Origin of the sequence: Actinoplanes sp. NPDC049548 (genome assembly GCF_040676695.1) — a bacterium.
In the GTDB taxonomy this organism is placed as follows: Bacteria; Actinomycetota; Actinomycetes; order Mycobacteriales; family Micromonosporaceae; genus Actinoplanes.
Genome location: NZ_JBFAPM010000007.1, coordinates 258,754 through 277,925, shown reverse-complemented (window position 1 = coordinate 277,925; position 19,172 = coordinate 258,754). Strand labels below are relative to the sequence as shown.

General features: G+C 71.3%; 19 protein-coding genes. 3 read left to right on the top strand and 16 right to left on the bottom strand.

The features are described 5' to 3' along the window. Positions 1–4 precede the first annotated feature (4 nt). From AB0J80_RS16900 to pyrR, 7 genes are read right to left on the bottom strand one after another with little or no spacing between them, the layout of a single operon-like run. Positions 5–1,264, bottom strand: a complete 1,260-nt coding sequence (locus tag AB0J80_RS16900) for an adenosylmethionine--8-amino-7-oxononanoate transaminase (protein ID WP_364705500.1) — start codon at positions 1,262–1,264, stop codon at positions 5–7. After that, on the bottom strand, positions 1,261–2,265 hold the full coding sequence (locus AB0J80_RS16895; protein WP_364705499.1) for a quinone-dependent dihydroorotate dehydrogenase: 1,005 nt from the start codon (positions 2,263–2,265) through the stop codon (positions 1,261–1,263). Before AB0J80_RS16895 ends, AB0J80_RS16900 begins: the two co-directional genes overlap by 4 nt. Then, a complete protein-coding gene (carB, locus tag AB0J80_RS16890; protein ID WP_364705497.1) occupies positions 2,262–5,570 on the bottom strand; it encodes a carbamoyl-phosphate synthase large subunit in 3,309 nt (1,102 codons plus the stop codon). Before carB ends, AB0J80_RS16895 begins: the two co-directional genes overlap by 4 nt. Further along, positions 5,570–6,679, bottom strand: a complete 1,110-nt coding sequence (carA, locus tag AB0J80_RS16885) for a glutamine-hydrolyzing carbamoyl-phosphate synthase small subunit (RefSeq protein ID WP_364705495.1) — start codon at positions 6,677–6,679, stop codon at positions 5,570–5,572. The genes carB and carA overlap by 1 nt, the downstream gene beginning before the upstream one ends. Continuing rightward, positions 6,676–7,941 (bottom strand): dihydroorotase, encoded by a 1,266-nt coding sequence (locus AB0J80_RS16880; protein WP_364705493.1) that lies wholly within the window; start codon positions 7,939–7,941, stop codon positions 6,676–6,678. The genes carA and AB0J80_RS16880 overlap by 4 nt, the downstream gene beginning before the upstream one ends. Next, positions 7,938–8,861 (bottom strand): aspartate carbamoyltransferase catalytic subunit, encoded by a 924-nt coding sequence (locus AB0J80_RS16875; RefSeq protein ID WP_364705492.1) that lies wholly within the window; start codon positions 8,859–8,861, stop codon positions 7,938–7,940. The genes AB0J80_RS16880 and AB0J80_RS16875 overlap by 4 nt, the downstream gene beginning before the upstream one ends. Then, complete coding sequence (gene pyrR, locus AB0J80_RS16870; protein ID WP_364705491.1) at positions 8,858–9,424, bottom strand: bifunctional pyr operon transcriptional regulator/uracil phosphoribosyltransferase PyrR; 567 nt, start codon at positions 9,422–9,424, stop codon at positions 8,858–8,860. The genes AB0J80_RS16875 and pyrR overlap by 4 nt, the downstream gene beginning before the upstream one ends. Before the next feature lie 290 nt (positions 9,425–9,714). Between pyrR and AB0J80_RS16865 the strand changes: the two genes are divergently transcribed. Next, a complete protein-coding gene (locus AB0J80_RS16865) occupies positions 9,715–10,203 on the top strand; it encodes a transcriptional regulator (protein WP_071807762.1) in 489 nt (162 codons plus the stop codon). A gap of 181 nt (positions 10,204–10,384) precedes the next feature. Here AB0J80_RS16865 and nusB read toward each other — a convergent pair whose 3' ends face one another. From nusB to aroB, 4 genes are all read right to left on the bottom strand, one after another. Further along, positions 10,385–10,795 (bottom strand): transcription antitermination factor NusB, encoded by a 411-nt coding sequence (gene nusB, locus AB0J80_RS16860; protein WP_364705490.1) that lies wholly within the window; start codon positions 10,793–10,795, stop codon positions 10,385–10,387. 23 nt (positions 10,796–10,818) lie between these two features. Beyond that, on the bottom strand, positions 10,819–11,376 hold the full coding sequence (efp, locus tag AB0J80_RS16855) for an elongation factor P (protein WP_249612403.1): 558 nt from the start codon (positions 11,374–11,376) through the stop codon (positions 10,819–10,821). Positions 11,377–11,450: 74 nt separating this feature from the next. After that, the gene (gene aroQ / locus AB0J80_RS16850) at positions 11,451–11,882 is read right to left on the bottom strand and encodes a type II 3-dehydroquinate dehydratase (protein WP_364705489.1); all 432 of its coding nucleotides are present in this window, start codon (positions 11,880–11,882) and stop codon (positions 11,451–11,453) included. Further along, complete coding sequence (gene aroB / locus AB0J80_RS16845) at positions 11,879–12,955, bottom strand: 3-dehydroquinate synthase (protein ID WP_364705488.1); 1,077 nt, start codon at positions 12,953–12,955, stop codon at positions 11,879–11,881. Before aroB ends, aroQ begins: the two co-directional genes overlap by 4 nt. A 70-nt stretch (positions 12,956–13,025) precedes the next feature. Between aroB and AB0J80_RS16840 the strand changes: the two genes are divergently transcribed. Next, the gene (locus AB0J80_RS16840) at positions 13,026–13,724 is read left to right on the top strand and encodes a Clp protease N-terminal domain-containing protein (protein ID WP_364705487.1); all 699 of its coding nucleotides are present in this window, start codon (positions 13,026–13,028) and stop codon (positions 13,722–13,724) included. Here AB0J80_RS16840 and AB0J80_RS16835 read toward each other — a convergent pair. Next, a complete protein-coding gene (locus tag AB0J80_RS16835) occupies positions 13,711–14,217 on the bottom strand; it encodes a shikimate kinase (RefSeq protein WP_364705486.1) in 507 nt (168 codons plus the stop codon). The genes AB0J80_RS16840 and AB0J80_RS16835 overlap by 14 nt on opposite strands. Then, the gene (gene aroC, locus AB0J80_RS16830) at positions 14,217–15,395 is read right to left on the bottom strand and encodes a chorismate synthase (protein ID WP_364705485.1); all 1,179 of its coding nucleotides are present in this window, start codon (positions 15,393–15,395) and stop codon (positions 14,217–14,219) included. Before aroC ends, AB0J80_RS16835 begins: the two co-directional genes overlap by 1 nt. A gap of 76 nt (positions 15,396–15,471) precedes the next feature. Here aroC and AB0J80_RS16825 point away from each other — a divergent pair, with 76 nt between their 5' ends. Continuing rightward, on the top strand, positions 15,472–16,698 hold the full coding sequence (locus AB0J80_RS16825; protein ID WP_364705483.1) for a multidrug effflux MFS transporter: 1,227 nt from the start codon (positions 15,472–15,474) through the stop codon (positions 16,696–16,698). Here the strand turns inward: AB0J80_RS16825 and AB0J80_RS16820 are convergent. Genes AB0J80_RS16820 through ruvX form a run of 3 tightly spaced genes read right to left on the bottom strand, consistent with a single transcriptional unit; the run spans position 16,658 to position 19,163 of the window. Further along, the gene (locus tag AB0J80_RS16820; RefSeq protein ID WP_364705481.1) at positions 16,658–17,488 is read right to left on the bottom strand and encodes a shikimate dehydrogenase; all 831 of its coding nucleotides are present in this window, start codon (positions 17,486–17,488) and stop codon (positions 16,658–16,660) included. The genes AB0J80_RS16825 and AB0J80_RS16820 overlap by 41 nt on opposite strands. 35 nt (positions 17,489–17,523) lie before the next feature. After that, the gene (mltG, locus tag AB0J80_RS16815; RefSeq protein ID WP_364705479.1) at positions 17,524–18,705 is read right to left on the bottom strand and encodes an endolytic transglycosylase MltG; all 1,182 of its coding nucleotides are present in this window, start codon (positions 18,703–18,705) and stop codon (positions 17,524–17,526) included. Beyond that, positions 18,702–19,163, bottom strand: coding sequence for a Holliday junction resolvase RuvX (gene ruvX, locus AB0J80_RS16810; protein ID WP_364705477.1), 462 nt, complete (start codon positions 19,161–19,163; stop codon positions 18,702–18,704). Before ruvX ends, mltG begins: the two co-directional genes overlap by 4 nt. Positions 19,164–19,172 lie beyond the last annotated feature (9 nt).

The window sequence follows — 19,172 nt, the reverse complement described above, 5'->3', positions numbered from 1 at the left end:
TCTGTCAGGTGGCGGACACCGCCGCGGCGATTCCCCGGGTAATGAGGGCGACGTCGGCGTCGCCCGTCACGTATGGCGGCATGGTGTAGATGAGGTCGCGGAACGGCCGCAGCCACACGCCGGCGTCCACGGCCGCTGCGGTCGCTTTCGGCAGGTCGACGTCGTGGTCGAGCTGGACGACCCCGATCGCGCCCAGGACCCGCACGTCAGCGACGCCGGGAGCGCCCCTGAGCGGCTCCAGGCCTGCGGAGAGGGCCCGTTCGATGCCCCGCACCCGGCCCTGCCAGTCCGCGGCCGTCAGGAGGCCGATGGAGGCGTTGGCGACGGCACAGGCGAGCGGGTTGCCCATGAACGTAGGGCCGTGTGCCAGCCCGCCGGCGCTGCTGGAGCTGACGGCCCGGGCGACGGCGGTGGTGCACAGCGTCGCGGCAAGGGTCAGATAACCCCCGGTCAGGGCCTTGCCGAGGCACATGATGTCCGGCGTCACCCCGGCGTGGCCGGCGGCGAACAGCTCCCCGGTACGCCCGAAGCCCGTCGCGATCTCGTCGAAGATCAGCAGTACGCCGTGCGCCTCGGTCACCTCCCGCAGCACCCGCAGGTAGCCCGGGTGGTGGAACCGCATCCCGCCGGCACCCTGCACGACCGGCTCCACGATCACCGCGGCGAGCTCGTCCGCGTGCCGGACCACCGTCTCCGCGAGCTCCGCGGCGTACGCCTCGTCGTAAGCGGCGGGCGGCGGCCCCGCGAAGACCTGCGCGGGCAGGACGCCGGTCCACAGCGAGTGCATGCCGCCGACCGGGTCGCAGACGCTCATCGGGTGGAACGTGTCGCCGTGGTAGCCGCCCCGCCAGGTGGCGAGGCGGCGCCGGCCGGGACGACCGCCGGCCAGCTGAGCCTGCAGCGCCATCTTTATCGCCACCTCGACCCCGACCGAGCCGGAGTCGGCGAGGAAGACGTGCTCCAGCCCTTCCGGGGTGAGCTCCACCAGCGTGCGGCAGAGCTCGACCGCGGGGGCGTGGGTCAGGCCGCCGAACATCACGTGGCTCATCCGGCCCGCCTGGTCCGCGAGCGCGGCGTCGAGGACGGGGTGGCGGTAGCCGTGGATGGCCGCCCACCACGACGACATGCCGTCGACCAGCTCCCGGCCGTCGTCCAGCTTGAGCCGCACCCCTTCGGCGCTCTGGACGACGTATGGCTCCGAGCGGCCGGGCATGGGTCCGTACGGATGCCAGACGTGCGCCCGGTCGAGCGCCAGGAGGTTCATCTGCGGGCCCGGGCCGCCGCCCTGACCAGCGCCGGGCCCCGGTAGATGAACCCGGTGTAGAGCTGGACCAGCGAGGCGCCCGCGTCGAACATCCGGGCGGCGTCGTCTGCCTCCACGATGCCGCCCACCCCGATGATCGGCAGCCGCCCGCCGGTCTCCTCGTGGACGAAGTGGACGATCTTGCGCGCGCGCTCGGTGAGCGGCCGCCCGGACAGCCCGCCGGCCTCGGCGGCCCGCGGCTGGTCACCCGCGGCGAGCCCGTCGCGGCTCAGCGTCGTGTTGGTGGCGATCACCCCGGCGGCCCCGTACGCGAGACAGACCTCGAGCAGCTCGGCGATGGCGGACTCGGACAGGTCGGGGGCGATCTTCACGAGCACCGGCGTCTTGCCGACGAGCGCCCCGAGCAGCGCGGCGATCGCCGACTTGTCCTGCAGCGTCCGCAGGCCGGGCGTGTTCGGCGACGACACGTTGACCGCGATGTAGTCCGCGTACGGGTGGAGCAGCTCGTACGAGGTCAGGTAGTCCTGGACCGCCTCCTCGAGCGGCGTCACCTTGGACTTGCCGAGCGAGATCCCGAGCGGGATCCCCAGCGGGCCCAGCGCCTGCAGCCGCTCGGCGAGCGCCGCCGCACCCGCGTTGTTGAAGCCCATCCGGTTGATCACGGCCTCGCTGTCGCGCAGCCGGAACAACCGGGGCTTGTCGTTGCCGGGCTGCGCCTTGGCGGTGACCGTGCCGACCTCGACGAAGCCGAATCCGAGCGCCGGCCACGCGGGCAGCGCCACCCCGTTCTTGTCCATTCCCGCGGCCAGCCCGACCGGGTTGGGGAAGCGGACGCCGAAGACCTCGACCGGGGAGCTGACCGCGTACCGGCGGCGCAGCAGGGCGCGGGTGCCGGCACCGAGCCCGGCGAGCCGGTGCAGGGTGAACTCGTGTGCCTTCTCCGCGTCGCCGCCGCCCACCCGGAACAGCACCGGGCGGACGGCGGTCTCGAAGATCGTCACTCGGTCTCCCGCAGCGCGGCGTGCAGCTCCTGCAGCGGGCGTACGGACATGTCGCCGCGCATGAGCGCCTCGATGCCCATCACCGCGGCGGCCGCACCCGGCACCGTCGTGATGCTCGGGATGTCGTACGTGACCGCCGCGCTGCGGATCTCGTAGCCGTCCGAGCGGGCACTCGCCCCGGAGCCCTGCGGGGTGTTGATGATCAGCGCGATCTCGCCCGCGCCGATCAGCGCCACCGCGTTGCGGCCCGGGCTCTCGAAGTGCTTCGGCACGATCTCGCACTCGATGCCGTGCCGGCGCAGCACCTCGCCCGTCCCCGCGGTCGTGACGATGGCGAAGCCCAGGTCGGCGAGGCGCTTGATCGGGAAGATCATCGAGCGCTTGTCGCGGTTGGCCACGGAGACGAAGACCTTGCCGCTGGTCGGCAGCGAACCGTAGGCGGCCGCCTGCGACTTGGCGAACGCCGGGCCGAAGCCGGGGTCGATGCCCATGACCTCGCCGGTCGACTTCATCTCGGGGCCGAGCAGGCTGTCCACGCCCTTGCCGGCCGGGGTGCGGAACCGCTTGAAGGGCAGCACCGCCTCCTTGATGGCGATGGGCGCGTTCGCCGGGGTATCCCCGCCGTCCCGGGTGCGCAGCAGCACACCCTCGTCGCGCAGCTCCTTGACCGTGGCGCCGAGCATGATCCGCGCGGCCGCCTTGGCCAGCGGCACCGCGGTGGCCTTGGAGACGAACGGCACGGTCCGCGAGGCGCGCGGGTTGGCCTCGAGGACGTACAGCGCGTCGTCCTTGAGCGCGTACTGGACGTTGAGCAGGCCACGCACTCCGACGCCGCGGGCGATCGCCTCGGTGTAGCGGCGTACCTCGGCCAGGTGCGAGCCGGCCAGGGTGACCGGCGGCAGCGAGCAGGAGGAGTCGCCGGAGTGGATGCCGGCCTCCTCGATGTGCTCCATGACGCCACCGATGTACACCTCGCCGGTGGCGTCGCAGAGCGCGTCGACGTCGATCTCGATCGCGTCGTCGAGGAAGCTGTCGACCAGGACCGGGTGGTCCGGCGAGATCTCGGTGGCGCGGGCGATGTAGTCGGCCAGCGTCGGCTCGTCGTACACGATCTCCATGCCGCGGCCGCCGAGCACGTACGACGGCCGGACCAGGACCGGGTAGCCGATCTCGTCGGCGATCGCCTTGGCCTCCTCGAAGGAGGTCGCCGTGCCGTGGGCGGGCGAGCGCAGCCCCGCCTTGGCGAGCACCGCGCCGAACGCTCCGCGGTCCTCGGCGAGGTCGATCGACTCGGGCGACGTGCCGACGATCGGTACCCCGGCCGCCTTGAGCCGCCGGGCGAGGCCGAGCGGGGTCTGGCCGCCGAGCTGCACGATCACGCCGACGACGCCCGGACCGCCCGCGGCCTTGCCGGACGCGTCCTCGGAGTGGAAGACCTCCAGCACGTCCTCGAAGGTCAGCGGCTCGAAGTAGAGCCGGTCGGCGGTGTCGTAGTCGGTGGAGACGGTCTCCGGGTTGCAGTTGACCATGACGGTCTCGTGCTGGCCCTTGAGCGCCATGACCGCGTGCACGCACGAGTAGTCGAACTCGATGCCCTGGCCGATGCGGTTGGGGCCGGAGCCCAGGATGAGCACCTTGGGCCGGTCCGAGGGCGCTACCTCGGTCTCCTCGTCGTACGACGAGTAGTGGTACGGCGTCTGCGCCTCGAACTCGGCCGCGCAGGTGTCCACGGTCTTGTACACCGGCCGGATCCCCAGCCGGTGGCGCAGCGAGCGTACGCCGTCCTCGCCGGCCAGCTCGGGGCGCAGTGCGGCGAGCTGACGGTCGGAGAGCCCGGACCGCTTGGCCCGGCGCAGCAGGGCCTCGTCGAGCACCGGCGCCGCGAGGATCTCCTCGCGCAGGTCCACCAGGGCCTTGATCTCGTCGAGGAACCAGGGGTCGATCCGGCCGCTCGCCTCGTGCACCTGCTCGACCGTCGCACCGAGGCGCAGCGCGGCCTCGACGGTGTAGAGGCGGCCGTCGTGCGGGACACGCAACGCCGCCAGCGCCTCGTCGCGGTCGGTGAAGGACGGCGCCGTCCAGAAGCCGGCGGCCTTGGTCTCCATCGAGCGCATCGCCTTGTTGAGCGCCTCGGCGAAGTTGCGGCCCAGGCTCATCGCCTCGCCGACCGACTTCATCGTGGTGGTCAGCTCGCCGTCGGCGGCGGGGAACTTCTCGAAGGCGAACCGCGGGATCTTCACGACCACGTAGTCCAGCGCGGGCTCGAAGGCGGCGGGCGTCTTGAGCGTGATGTCGTTCGGGATCTCGTCGAGCGTGTAACCGATGGCGAGCTTCGCCGCGATCTTCGCGATCGGGAAGCCGGTGGCCTTGGAGGCCAGCGCCGACGAGCGCGAGACCCGCGGGTTCATCTCGATGACGACCAGGCGCCCGTTGTCCGGGTTGATCGCGAACTGGATGTTGCAGCCGCCGGTGTCGACGCCGACCTCGCGCAGCACCGCGATGCCCAGGTCGCGCAGGCGCTGGTACTCACGGTCGGTGAGCGTCATGGCCGGCGCCACGGTGACGCTGTCGCCGGTGTGCACGCCCATCGGGTCGAGGTTCTCGATCGAGCAGACGACCACGACGTTGTCGTTCCTGTCGCGCATCAGCTCGAGCTCGTACTCCTTCCAGCCGAGCACGCTCTCCTCGATGAGAACCTCGTGCACCGGGGAGGCGGCGAGGCCGGCGCCCGCGATGCGCTCCAGGTCCTCGTCGGTGTGCGCCATGCCGGAGCCGAGGCCGCCCATGGTGAACGACGGCCGGATGACGACCGGCAGGCCGAGCTCGGCGACCGTTGCCTTGACCTCGTCCATCGAGTGGCAGACCCGGCTGCGCGGGGTCTCGCCGCCGGCCTTGGCGACGATGTCCTTGAACAGCTGCCGGTCCTCGCCGCGGCGGATCGCGTCGATGTTGGCGCCGATGAGCTCGACGCCGTACTTGTCCAGCACGCCGTTCTCGTGCAGGGCGACCGCCGTGTTGAGCGCGGTCTGGCCGCCCAGCGTGGGCAGGATCGCGTCGGGGCGCTCCTTGGCGATGACCAGCTCGACGAACTCCGGGGTGATCGGCTCGACGTACGTGGCGTCGGCGAACTCGGGGTCCGTCATGATCGTCGCCGGGTTGGAGTTGACCAGCGAGACGCGCAGCCCCTCGGCGCGCAGGACCCGGCACGCCTGGGTGCCGGAGTAGTCGAACTCGCAGGCCTGGCCGATGACGATCGGGCCGGAGCCGATCACCATGACGTGCTGCAGATCAGTGCGCTTCGGCATCAGGCATCCACCTTCTCGACGAGCTCCACGAACCGGTCGAACAGGTAGTCCGCGTCGTGCGGGCCCGCGGCCGCCTCGGGGTGGTACTGGACGGTGAAAGCGGGCACCTCGAGCGCCCGCAAGCCCTCGACCACGTTGTCGTTGAGGCAGACGTGCGAGACCTCGACCCCGCCGAAGTCGGTGTCGATCACGGTGTTGAGCGGCGCGTCGACCGCGAACCCGTGGTTGTGGCTGGTCACCTCGACCTTGCCGGTGGTCTTGTCGAACACCGGCTGGTTGATGCCGCGGTGGCCGTACCCGAGTTTGTAGGTGCCGAAGCCGAGCGCCCGGCCCAGGATCTGGCTGCCGAAGCAGATGCCGAACAGCGGCACCCGGCGCGACAGCACGGCGCGGGCCAGCGAGACCGGCCCGTCCGCGGTAGCCGGGTCACCCGGGCCCGGCGAGAGGAAGACCGCATCGGGGCCGACCGCGAGCAGGTCCTCGATGGACGACGTGGCGGGGAAGACGTGCATGGTAACGCCCCGCTCGGCCAGCCGGCGCGAGACGTTGCGCTTGATGCCGAGGTCGAGGGCGGCGACCGTGTAGCGGTGCTCGCCGACCGCCTCGACGGTGTAGCGCTCACCGGTGGTGACCTCGGTGGACAGGTCGGCGCCGAGCATCTCGGGAGCCGCCTTGACCCGCTGCAGCAGCGAGGCCGGGTCGAGGTCGACCGTCGAGATGCCGACCCGCATGGCACCGCGCGAGCGCAGGTGCCGGGTCAGGGCGCGGGTGTCGACGCCGCTGATGCCGACCACGCCCTCGGCGGCGAGCCGCTCCCCCAGGTCACCGGTGGCGCGCCAGTTGGAGGGCCGGCGTGCCGGGTCGCGGACGACGTAGCCGGCGACCCAGATCCTGCTGGACTCGTCGTCCTCGTCGTTGACGCCGGTGTTCCCGATCTGCGGCGCTGTCTGGATCACCACCTGGCGGTGGTACGAGGGGTCGGTGAGCGTCTCCTGGTAACCGGTCATGCCGGTGGTGAACACGGCCTCGCCGAAGGTCTCCCCCTCGGCGCCGTATGACGTTCCGCTGAAAGTGCGCCCGTCTTCGAGCACAAGAATGGCTGGTTTCACTTGACGGCCTTCCCGTCCAGGACTGTCGGCTCTCCCCGGAGGAAGGTCGCGACGATGCGACCCGGCAGGGTGGTGCCCGCGTACGGTGTGTTGCGGCTGCGGCTCGCCAGCTCCGCCGGGTCCACGACCCGGCGGGCGGACGGGTCCACCAGCGTGAGGTTGGCCGGCGAGCCGGCCGAGAGGTCGGTGCCGTGCCCGGTGAGGCCCGCGATCCGGGCCGGGGCCCGCGACATGCGCTCGGCGATCAGCTCCCACTGCTCACCGAGGACACTGAGGACGACCGGCAGGGCGGTCTCGAGGCCGACCATGCCGGGGCGCGCGTACGCCCATTCGCACTCCTTGTCCTCCACGGCGTGCGGGGCGTGGTCGGTGGCGACGATGTCGATCACCCCGTCGACGAGGGCCTGCCGCAGCGCCCGCACGTCGGCTTCGGTGCGCAGCGGCGGGTTGACCTTGTAGACCGGGTCGTAGCTGGCGGCGAGCTCGTCGGTGAGCAGCAGGTGGTGCGGCGTCACCTCGGCGGTCACCCGCACGCCCCGGGCCTTGGCGTGCCGCAGCACCTCGACCGAGCCGGCCGTCGAGACGTGGCAGACGTGCAGGCGGCTGCCGACGTGCTCGGCGAGGAGCACGTCCCGCGCGATGATCGCCTCCTCGGCGACCGCGGGCCAGCCGGTGAGACCCAGCCGCGTCGACACCTCGCCCTCGTGCATCTGGGCGCCCTCGGTGAGCCGCGGCTCCTCGGCATGCTGGGCGATGATGCCGTCGAACGCCTTCACGTACTCGAGGGCGCGGCGCATGAGGCGCGGGTCGGCGACGCAGTGGCCGTCGTCGGAGAAGATCCGCACGTTCGCAGCCGAGGTCGCCATCGCACCGAGCTCCGCGAGCTGCTTGCCGGCCAGCCCGACGGTGACGGCGCCGATCGGCTGCACGTCCACCAGGCCGGCCTCGCGACCGAGCCGCCACACCTGCTCGACGACGCCGGCGGTGTCGGCGACCGGCGAGGTGTTCGCCATCGCGAAGACCGCGGTGTAGCCGCCCAGGGCCGCCGCGCGCGAGCCCGTCTCGACCGTCTCGGCGTCCTCGCGGCCGGGCTCGCGCAGGTGCGTGTGCAGGTCGACCAGCCCGGGCAGCGCGACCAGGCCCTCGGCGTCGATCGTCTCGTCGGCCTTGCCGCCGCCCTCGGCGATCACCCCGTCGCGGATCAGCAGGTCGGTCGGGGCGCCGCCCAGGACGGAGACACCCTTGATCAGGTACGAGGTCACGCCTTGCCTCCCAGCAAGAGGTAGAGAACCGCCATCCGGGCGCTGACGCCGTTGGCGACCTGTTCGACGATCGTGGAGCGCGACGAGTCGGCCACCTCGGGCGCGATCTCCATGCCCCGGTTCATCGGACCCGGGTGCATGACGATCGCGTGCTCCGGCAGCTTCCTCATGCGCGGAGCGTCGAGTCCGTAGCGGCGGCTGTATTCCCGCGCGGAGGGGAAGTAAGAGTCCTGCATCCGCTCTGTCTGCACCCGCAACATCATCACCACGTCCATCTCGGGCAGGACGCTATCGAGGTCGTACGATACTTTCGTTTGCGGCGAGAGCGCCGCGGCGATGTCGACCGGGATGAGGGTCGGCGGGCCGACCAGGGTGACCTTGGCGCCGAGGGTGCTGAGCAGCAGAACGTTGGAGCGCGCGACCCGGCTGTGAAGGACGTCACCCACGATCGCGACGGTCAGGCCGTCGATCTTCCCGAGCCTGGAGCGCATCGTGTACGCGTCCAGCAGCGCCTGCGTCGGATGCTCGTGAGTGCCGTCACCGGCGTTGATCACCGAACCGTCCACCCAGGACGCGAGCCGGTGCGGTGCGCCCGAGGCCGGGTGCCGGATCACGACCGCGTCGGCCCCCATCGCCTGCAGGGTCAGCGCCGTGTCCTTGAGGCTCTCGCCCTTCGAGACGCTGGAGCCCTTCGCGGAGAAGTTGATGACGTCCGCGGAGAGCCGCTTGGCAGCGGCCTCGAACGAGATCCGGGTACGCGTGGAGTCCTCGTAGAAGAGGTTCACGACCGTACGCCCGCGCAGGGTCGGCAGCTTCTTGACCTCGCGGCCGGCCAGGGCTGCCATCTCGGCGGCGGTGTCGAGGATCAGCGTGGCGGTGTCCGCGTCCAGGTCCGCGGCGGAACGCAGGTGCTTGATCATGCGGCTCCTCCGTACAGCTTGACCTCGTCGACGCCGTCGTCGATCTCGGCCAGCGACACGCGCACCTTCTCGGCCAGCGCGGTGGGGATGTTCTTGCCGACGTAGTCGGCCCGGATCGGCAGCTCGCGATGCCCGCGGTCGACCAGGACGGCGAGCTGCACCGAGCTGGGCCGGCCGACGTCGCTGAGCGCGTCCAGCGCGGCCCGCACCGTGCGCCCGGAGAAGAGCACGTCGTCGACGAGGATCACGCGGCGCCCGTCGAGGCCGCCGCCGGGGATGTCGGTCTTCCCCAGCGCCCGCGTGGCGTGCAGCCGCAGGTCGTCGCGGTAGAGCGTGATGTCGAGAGCGCCCACCGGGATGTCGATGCCTTCGAAGGCGTGGATCCGGGAGGCGAGGCGGCGCGCCAGCGGGACGCCGCGGGTCGGGATGCCGAGCAGGACGGTGTCCGTGGCGCCGGACGTCTTCTCGAGGATCTGGTGGGCGATCCGGTCGACGACCCGTTGCAGGTCGGACCCCGAAAGAATGATCTTGGTGGACCCTGTGTCGGCGCGTGGGTATGCCACGGCTGACCTCCTTCCCCGCCTCACGGGACGGGTCGTTAAAGGATGTCGGTCGGCCGACCCCGGTCCGGGGCCGCCCGATGGCTGACGCTACGTTACCAGTGAGCGCGGCGATGACCATGGTGACGTGGCCGACCCACGGACCAGACGGACGAATGCGGGCAAGTCCCCTCCTGGCTCAGCGACTCATCGGTAACCGACACTTGACCAGGGCTTGCAAACTCCGTACCGTCACGCAGCGTAGCGATCCGGAGGAAGAACCCTCCGGGCCAGCACAGTACTGGAGTGTCCGAATGCCGTCTGAGTACGCCAAGTCGTTGGGCGCCCGCCTGCGCTCCATCCGCCAGCAGCAGGGCCTGTCCCTGCAGGGCGTGGAAGAGAAGTCGAACGGCCGCTGGAAAGCCGTCGTGGTGGGCTCGTACGAGCGCGGCGACCGTGCCGTCACCGTCTCGCGTCTGGCCGAACTGGCCGACTTCTACCGCGTGCCCGTCTCGGAGCTGCTGCCCGACGGCAGCGGTGTCCGGCTCGAGGCCACCAACAAGATCGTGCTGGACCTGGAGAAGCTGTACGACGCGGCCGGCGAGGACCTGGCCTACGTCGCGCGCTACGCCCGGGCCATCCAGCAGCAGCGCGGCGACTACAACGGCCGCGTCCTCTCGATCCGCGCGGACGACCTGCGCGCCCTCGCGATCGTGTACGACATCTCCCCGTCGGGCTTGATCGAGCGCCTGACCGAGGCCGGCGTCCTCGTAGCCGACCCCCGGGCCTTCTTCGCGAGTTGATTCGGCCTTAACTGCCGCTCGGCGGGCTCGCGCCGCGAGAGGTCGTTGTCGAGGACACCGTTTCGGCGCCCTCGACAACGACGGGCGCGATCCGACCCTGGTCGCGGTTACACCAGGTGGTGGGCAGGCCGGTTAACAGAAAGCCCGCATCGCGATGCGATGCGGGCTTTTGCGTGCGCGTTCAGCGGGTGGCGAACTCGGCGATGCGGCCGAGGATGCCGTTGAGGAAGCGCGGGCTGTCGTCCGTGGACATCTGCTTGGCGAGCTCGACCGCTTCGGTGATCGCGACCGGGTCGTCGATCTCCGGCAGGTAGAGCAGCTCGTACACCGCGATGCGGGCCAGGTTGCGGTCCACCACCGGCATGCGTTCCAGGGTCCAGCCCTCGGCGTAGCTGGCGATCAACTCGTCGATCCGGTCCAGGTGCTTGGCGACCCCTTCGACCAGGCCGACCGTGTAGTCCAGGTGCTCGGGGTGAGGCTTGGCGATCCGGTCCAGGTAGGTGGCGAGGACCTGGCTCGGCGGCAGGTCGCGCAGGTCGGCCTCGTAGAGGACGTCGAGCGCGCGCTTGCGCGCCTTACGGCGCGCAGGCATCTGCGTCTTGGGGCCCTCGGCCATCAGCTGCGGCCGAGGTAACGGCCGTCGCGGGTGTCGACCTTGATCTTCTCGCCGGTGGTGATGAAGAGCGGGACCTGCACCGTCGCGCCGGTCTCCACGGTGGCCGGCTTGGTGCCGCCGGTCGAGCGGTCGCCCTGCAGGCCCGGCTCGGTGTAGGTCACCTCGAGGAACACGCTGGTGGGCAGCTCGATGTAGAGCGGGACGCCCTCGTGGGTCGCCACCGTGGCCTCGGCCTCGGGGAGCAGGTAGTTGGCCGCCTCGCCGACCGTGCCGCCGGGCACCGTGATCTGGTCGAACGTGTCCAGGTCCATGAAGACGAAGTCCTCACCGTCCTGGTACAGGTACTGCATCGTGCGCTTGTCGACCGTCGCGGTGTCGACCTTGGTGCCGGCGTTGAAGGTCTTGTCCACGACCTTGCCGGAGAGGACGTTCTTGAGCGTGGTGCGCACGAACGCCCCACCCTTGCCCGGCTTGACGTGCTGGAACTCGACCACGGCCCACAGCTCGCCGTCGAGGTTGAGCACGAGGCCGTTCTTCAGGTCGTTGGTGGAAGCCATGTCCTGCCTTGATCTTGAAACGTAGAGGTGACCGCTGGAGTTTACCGGCGCGCGACGTCACCCGGCGAATCGGGTCAGAGCCGTCCCGCGACGTGCCGCAGGGCGAGGCGGTAGCCGTCGACGCCGAGGCCGGCGATCACCCCGGTGGCGACCGCGGACACCACTGAGTGGTGCCGGAACTCCTCACGGGCGTGGATGTTGGAGATGTGCACCTCCACCAGCGGCGCGCGCAGGATCGCGCAGGCGTCGCGGACCGCGTACGAGTAGTGCGACCACGCACCCGGGTTGAGCACCACGGGCGCCTGCTCGTCGGCGGCGGCGTGCAGCCAGCCCAGCATCTCGTGCTCGGCGTCGGTCTGCCGGACCACCACGTCCAGGCCGAGCTCCTTCCCGGCCTCCTCGCACAGCCCCACCAGGTCGGCGTACGAGGTGACGCCGTAGACGTCGACCTGACGGGTGCCGAGCCGTCCGAGGTTGGGCCCGTTGAGCACATACACCCGGGTCACGCGGCCACCGCCTCGTACGCCCGCGCCAGCACCGACTCGTCGGACACCGTGAGGATGCCCGGCTTCGCGAGGCCGTCCAGGACGACGAAGCGCAGCGTGTCGGCCCGCGCCTTCTTGTCCACGCGCATGGCGGCGAGCAGGTCGTCCCACGCGTCGGCCCGGTACGACTGCGGCAGTCCGAGCAGCGACAACACGGCGCGGTGCCGGGCGGCGGTGGCGTCGTCGAGGCGACCGGTGAGGCGGCCCAGCTCGGCCGCGTACGCCAGGCCGACCGCGACGGCGTGACCGTGCTTCCAGCCGTACCGTTCATGCTTCTCGATCGCGTGGCCGAGCGTGTGGCCGTAGTTGAGGATCTCGCGCAGCCCGGACTCGCGCAGGTCGGTGCCGACGACGTGGGCCTTGACCCGGATGGCCCGCTCGACCAGCTCGCGCAGCACGGCGCTGCCGGGGTCGGCGGCCGCCGCGGGGTCCCCCTCGACCAGGTCGAGGATGGCGGGGTCGGCGATGAAGCCGCACTTGACGACCTCGGCGAGCCCGGCGACCAGGTCGTCGTGCGGCAGCGTGGCGAGCAGGTCGAGGTCGCACAGCACCCCGGCCGGCGGGTGGAACGCCCCCACCAGGTTCTTGCCCGCGGCGGTGTTGATGCCGGTCTTGCCGCCGACGGCGGCGTCGACCATGCCGAGCAGCGACGACGAGACGGGCACCCAGCGCACTCCGCGCAACCAGCTGGCCGCGACGTAACCGGCAAGGTCGGTGACCGCTCCCCCGCCGACGCCCACCACCGCATCGGTACGCGTGAAGCCGGCCGCCCCCAGCTCGTCCCAGCACCGGGCGGCGACCTCCACCGTCTTGCCGGCCTCGGCGTCGGGCACCTCGATGGGCAGCGGGCGCAGGCCGGCGGCCTCCAGTGCCTCGGCGACGGCCTCGGCGCGCTGCTTCAGCGGCGGGGCGTGCAGGACCGCGGCGCGCACGGCGCCCTCGAGCAGCCCCGGCACGGCACCCAGCAGGCCGCGGCCGACCAGCACGTCGTACGGCCGTTCGCCGGGCACGGGGATTCGGGTCACGTGGTTCATCGCTTGAGGATGCTAGTCGCGCCGACATGGGGTTATAGACAGCTAACCCCATACGGGGTTACATGGCCGCATGCCGAAAATCAACGTGTACCTGCCCGATGACCTGGCCGGCGCCGTCCGAGATGCCGGCGTACCGGTGTCGGCTATCTGTCAGCGCGCGCTGGAGCAGGCCGTACGCCGCATCTCCGCGATCCGCCAGACGGTGCTCGGCGACCTGGATCCCGAGCAGCTGGCGAACCGGCTCCCGCACTTCACCGCCCGGACCGTGACCGTGCTGTCCCTGGCCACCGAACGGGCCCGCACCACCGGCGCATCGACCGTGACCAGCGCGGATCTGCTGCACGGAATGATCGCCGAGGGCGGCAACCTGGCCCTGCAGATCCTCGGCGCGATGGAGATCGACCCGGCCTCGATCACCGTGCCGGACGGCGCCGAGCCCGGCAGCGACGGCCCCGGGCTGCGGTTCAGCGCCGCCGCCGCGAACGCCGTCGAGCTGGCCGCCACGGAGGCGACCGGGCTGGGCCACAACTACGTCGGGTGCGAGCACCTGCTCATCGGTCTCGCCGCCGAGCCGGACGGCCTGGGCGGCCGCGCCCTACGAGACGTGGGAGCCGACGCCCGCGCGACCCGGCGCGCCGTGGCCGCCGCGACGGCCGGCTACGCCCACCTGCGCGCGAGCACCCCCGCACCGGAGGTGCTGACCGCCGTACGCGCGGAGCTGGCGCCGTTGATCAAGCGCATCGAGGCGCTGGAGGTCAGCCGGGCTTGAGCAGTCCCGCGAGCTCCGCGGCGATCTCCTGGGGCTCGCGCCCGTCGGTCTTCACCGTGTGCGTGGCCACCGATGCGTAGAGCGGGCGGCGCTGGTCCATCAGATACTTCAGCGTCGCCCGCGGATTGACGCTCAGCAGCGGGCGGCCGGCGCCGAGCCCCACCCGCTTGACCGCGTCGGAGAGCTCCACCGACAGGAACACCACCGTGTGCGCGCGCAGCGCGTCACGGGTGCCGGAGTCGAGGATGGCCCCGCCGCCCAGCGCGAGCACCCCGCCGAACGACCCGAGCGACGCGGCGATCGTCTCCCGCTCCAGGCGGCGGAACTCGTCCTCGCCGTCGTCGAAGAAGATCTCCGGGATGGGTTTGCCCGCCCGCTCCTCGACCAGATGGTCGGTGTCGGCGAACGGCACGCCGAGCAGCGCCGCGACGGCCTGCCCGACCGTCGTCTTACCGGCGCCGGGCGGGCCCACCAGGACGGCCGCCGGCGCCATCAGCGGATCAGCAGACTGTCGAGGTAACCGGCGAGGTTACGGCGGATCTCCGCGACCGAGTCGCCGCCGAACTTCTCCGTGGCCGCCTCGGCCAGCACGAGAGCCACCATCGCCTCGGCGACCACCGCGCCGGCCGGCACCGCGCAGACGTCCGAGCGCTGGTTGATCGCCGTGGCCGGCTCGCCCGTGGTCACGTCCACCGTCTGCAACGCCCGGTTCAGCGAGGAGATCGGCTTCAGCGCCGCGCGTACCCGGAGGTTCTCGCCGTTGGTGATCCCACCCTCCAGGCCGCCCGCCCGGTCGGTGACCCGCTTGACGCCCTCGGGCGTCGGGACGATCTCGTCATGCGCGACCGAGCCGCGCGACCGGGCCTGGGTGAAGCCGTCGCCGATCTCCACCCCCTTCACCGACTGGATGGACATCAGGGCGGTGGCCAGCCGGGCGTCCAGCTTGCGGTCCCACTGCACATGCGACCCCAGACCCGGGGGTACGCCGTAAGCAAGCACCTCCACGATGCCGCCGAGGGTGTCCGCCTCCTTCTTCGCCGCATCCACCTCGGCCACCATGCGCGCACTGGCCTCCGGGTCGAGGCAGCGCAGCGGGTCGGCGTCGATGCGCTCGGCGTCCTCGGGCGACGGGATCAGCCCGGCCTTCGCGGCGACCGAACCCAGCTCGATGACGTGCGAGACGACGTCGATGCCCAGGGCCTGCTTGATGAGCGCCTTGCCCACCACGCCGACGGCGACGCGGGCCGCGGTCTCCCGGGCGCTGGCGCGCTCGAGGATCGGCCGGGCGTCGGTGTGGCCGTACTTCTGCATGCCGGCCAGGTCGGCGTGACCGGGCCGGGGGCGGGTCAGCGGCGCATTGCGGGCCTGCGCGGCGAGCTCCTCGGGGTCGACCGGGTCGGCGGCCATCACCGTCTCCCACTTCGGCCACTCCGAGTTGCCGACCCGGATCGCGACCGGGCTGCCGAGGGTGACGCCGTGCCGGACCCCGCCGATGATCTCGACGACGTCCTGCTCGAACTTCATCCGCGCGCCCCGGCCGTACCCCAGACGGCGGCGGGCGAGATCACGGCCGATGTCCTCGCTCGTCACCCGCACCCCGGCGGGCACGCCCTCCAGCAGGGCGACGAGCGCCGGACCATGAGATTCACCTGCGGTAAGCCAGCGCAACACGAGTCACAGTCTGGCATGCGGACGCCCCGCCGCGCCGCCAGGCCACCGCCGTCCCGCCAGCCGGTATGGTCCTCGGGTGTCCGCCCCGCCCACCGCCACTGCCACCGCAACGGCGCCGGGCCCGCTGCTGGTGGTCATGCTCGGCCTCGTCACCGCCGTCGGGCCGCTGTCGCTGGACATGTATTTGCCGGCGTTCCCCGCGGTGGCCGACGACCTCGGTGTGCCGGCCGCGGAGGTGCAGCTGTCGCTCACCACGTGCCTGATCGGGCTGGCCCTCGGGCAGCTGGTCTGCGGGCCGCTCACCGACCGGTGGGGGCGGCGCCGGCCGATGCTCGTCGGCGTGGGCGCGTACGCGATCCTGTCCGTGCTCTGTGCCCTGGCCCCGAGCGCGCCGCTGCTGGCGGCGGTCCGGCTGCTGCAGGGCTTCGCCGGCGGCGCGGGAGTCGTCGTGGCCCGGGCCGTCGTCCGCGACCTGTACGCCGGAGTGGCGGCCGCCAAGTTCTTCTCCCGCCTCACGTTGATCTTCGGCGTGGCGCCGATCGCGGCACCGAGCCTGGGCAGCGCCGTGCTGAAGGTGACGTCCTGGCACGGCATCTTCGTCGCGCTGGGCGTCATCGCGGCCCTGCTGACCGCCCTGCTCGCGTGGCGGATCCCGGAAACCCTGCCGACGGACAAGCGCAGCCCCGGCAGCCTGCGCGACATCGCCCGCACCGCCCGCGTCCTGGCCACCGACCGCGCGTACGCCGGCTACACCCTGGCCCAGTCCTTCGCCTTCGCCGCCCTGTTCGCCTACATCTCCGGCTCGTCGTTCGTGCTCCAGGACGGGTACGGCATGTCCTCCACGGTCTACAGCATCGTGTTCGGGGTCAACGCGTGCGGACTCATCGTGCTGAGCCAGGCGAACAGCAGGCTCCTCGACCGCGTCGCACCCCGGCGGCTCCTGCTGGCGACGCTGGCCGCCCAGGCACTCGCCGGTGGTGTGGTGCTCGCGGCCGCCACCGCGGGCAGCCTCCCGGGCCTCATCGCCGGCCTGTTCGTGCTGGTGGGAACCATCGGCATGGTCACGCCCAACGCGACCGCCCTCGCGCTCGACCGGCACCCGGAACGAGCCGGCACGGCGGCGGCGCTGATGGGCGGCATCCAGGCGGTGGTGGCGGCGCTCGCCACACCCCTGGTGGGCTTCGGCGACCCCGGCAAGGGCGTGCCGATGGGCGTCGCGATCCTCGCGTGCGCCGTCGTCGCGCTGCTGGCGGTGCTGCTGCTCACTTCACGCCGGCGGCGGCAGCCAGAGCCTCTCGCATAGCGTTCTCCGGGGCCGGCGCGATGCCCGTGAACTGCTCGAACTGCCCCAGCGCCTGGGCCAGGAGCAGATCCAGGCCGGACACCACACGGACGCCGTGCGCGGCCGCCGAGGCGGCCAGCGGCGTCGGCCACGGATCGTAGATGGCGTCGAACAACACCGTGTCCGGCCGCCAGGAGACCTGAAGCGCGAGGCTGTCCGCGGCGCCTTTCGGCACGGTGGAGACGACGGCGTCGGCGTCGAACACGGAGGCCGCGTCGGCCCAGTCGACCCCCGCGATGGACAGCCCGAGCGCTTCGGCGGCAGGGGCAAGCTCATCGCGCGCCTCGGGCCGGCGGGTCACCACGGTCACCGCCGCAGCACCGAGCGAAGCGGCGGCGGCCAGCGCCGCCCGTGCGGTGCCACCGCCGCCCAGCACGGTGACCGAGGGCGCGGACCGCAGACCGGCGTCGCTGAGCACCCGGACCATGCCCGGCACGTCGGTGTTGTCCGCGAACCAGGTGCCGTCGTCCCGCCGTACCAGAGTGTTGGCCGCGCCGGTCGCGACCGCGACGGGCGACGCCTCCGCGGCCAGCGTCAGAGCCGCCTCCTTGAGCGGCATGGTCAGCGACAGGCCGGCCCATTCCGGGCCGAGGCCCGCCACCAGGCCGGGCAGCTCATCCTCACCGCATTCGATGGCGGTATAGGTCCAGTCGAGCAGTCCCACGGCGGCGAAACCGGCGGCGTGAACAACCGGCGACAGCGAATGCTCGATCGGCTTCCCGCAAACAGCGGCGCGGCGGTGGACGGTCATGCGTCATAGCGTACGGGCGCCACCGATCGCGCCGATCAGCAGAGCGGAATGCCGTTCTTGCACGCCTTCTGAATGTTCGCGTCGTGCTCCGCGTTGGTGACCGCGAACGCCGACTTGCCGGTCTTGTCGACGGCGACGAAGAACAGCCAGTCGCCGGTCGCCGGCTTCTGCGCACCCTCCAGCGCGGCCTTGCCGGGGTTGTTGATGGGACCCAGCGGAAGGCCGACCTTCAGCTCCGTGGTGTACGGGTTCCTCGGGTCCTGCAGCTCGGCGTCGGTCATCTTGCCGGAATGCTTCTTGCCCTTGTTCTGAAGCTGCAGCCAATAGTTCGTCGTCACGTCGAACTGCAACGGCATCTTCTTCTTGTACGCCCGGTTGTAAGCGACCCGGGACACCTTGGGCAGATCCGCCGCGATGCCGGCCTCGGCCTGCGACAACGACGCCACGATCAAGGCCTCGTACGGCGAGACCGACAGGTTCTGCTCGACCGATTTCACGAAGTCCATGTCCGTCGTCGTGGCGATGAACTTGCCGACCATGACGCGCAGCATGTCCTCGGCGGTCGCCTTGGGCTTGAACTCGTAGGTGTCCGGGAACAGGAAGCCCTCGATGGTTCCCGAGGCCTTCTTGTCGTCGCGCCGGTTGAACCAGAAATCGGGTACGCCGAGCGCTTTCGGGTTCTTGGCGGCGGTTTCGAAATCCTTGACCGGTACGCCGGTCTTCTGCGACAGGATCGCGTAGATCTCGAGCGCGGTCTTGCCCTCGGGAATGGTGATGCCCTTGTTCACCCGGGCCTTCGGGTCCAGCAGCAGCGCGACCGCGTCCTTGGCCGACATCTGCTTGCGCAGGTTGTACGTGCCCGGCTGGATGTTCTTGCCGCGCGGATTCTCCTCGGCCGCCTTCGTGAACGCGGCGGTGCTCTTCACGACGTCCGCGTCGACCAGCGTGTTGCCGATCTCCGTCAGCGATCCTTCACTGAGCGACACCTCGACCGGGTCCGAGCCCGAACCGTCGTAGTCGGCTGCCGTGAAGAAGCCCTTGACCTTCTCGTAGCCGAGATATCCGCCGACGCCCAGGACGCCGAGCAGGATGAACACCATGAGGAACGCGACGGCGGACTTACCCTTGCCGCCCTTGGCACCGCGGGCTCCCCGCCGGTGGCGGGGTTTGCCGCGTTCGATCTGTTCGTCGAACGCCAGGTCCAGCTCGTCGATCATCTCGTCTGCCTCCGCTGTGCGTCCAGCCAGCTCTGCAGGATCTCCACCGCGGCCGCCTGGTCGACGACCGCCCGTTGTCGCTTGCCCCGGACTCCTCGCTCGGCAAGCCTACGGGTTGCGACCACGGTCGACATCCTCTCGTCCGCCAGCACGACCGGTACCGGCCCGACCGCCCGTTCCAGCCGCTCAGCGTACGCACGAATGTCGATGGCGGCATCCCCCTCGGCACCATTGAGGCGCACGGGGAGACCGACCACGATCTGCACCACCTCGTGCTCCCCCACGAGGCGGACGAGCTCGGCAATGTCGCCGGGGACGGCGCCGGGCGCCGCCGCCATGTCACGGGGCACCGTGACCAGGGGGGTGGCCAGGATCCCGTCGGGGTCACACAGTGCAACCCCGACGCGCACCTTACCCACATCGACGCCCAGCCGCCTACCCCGCGGCAGTGCGTTCATCGGGCCGCC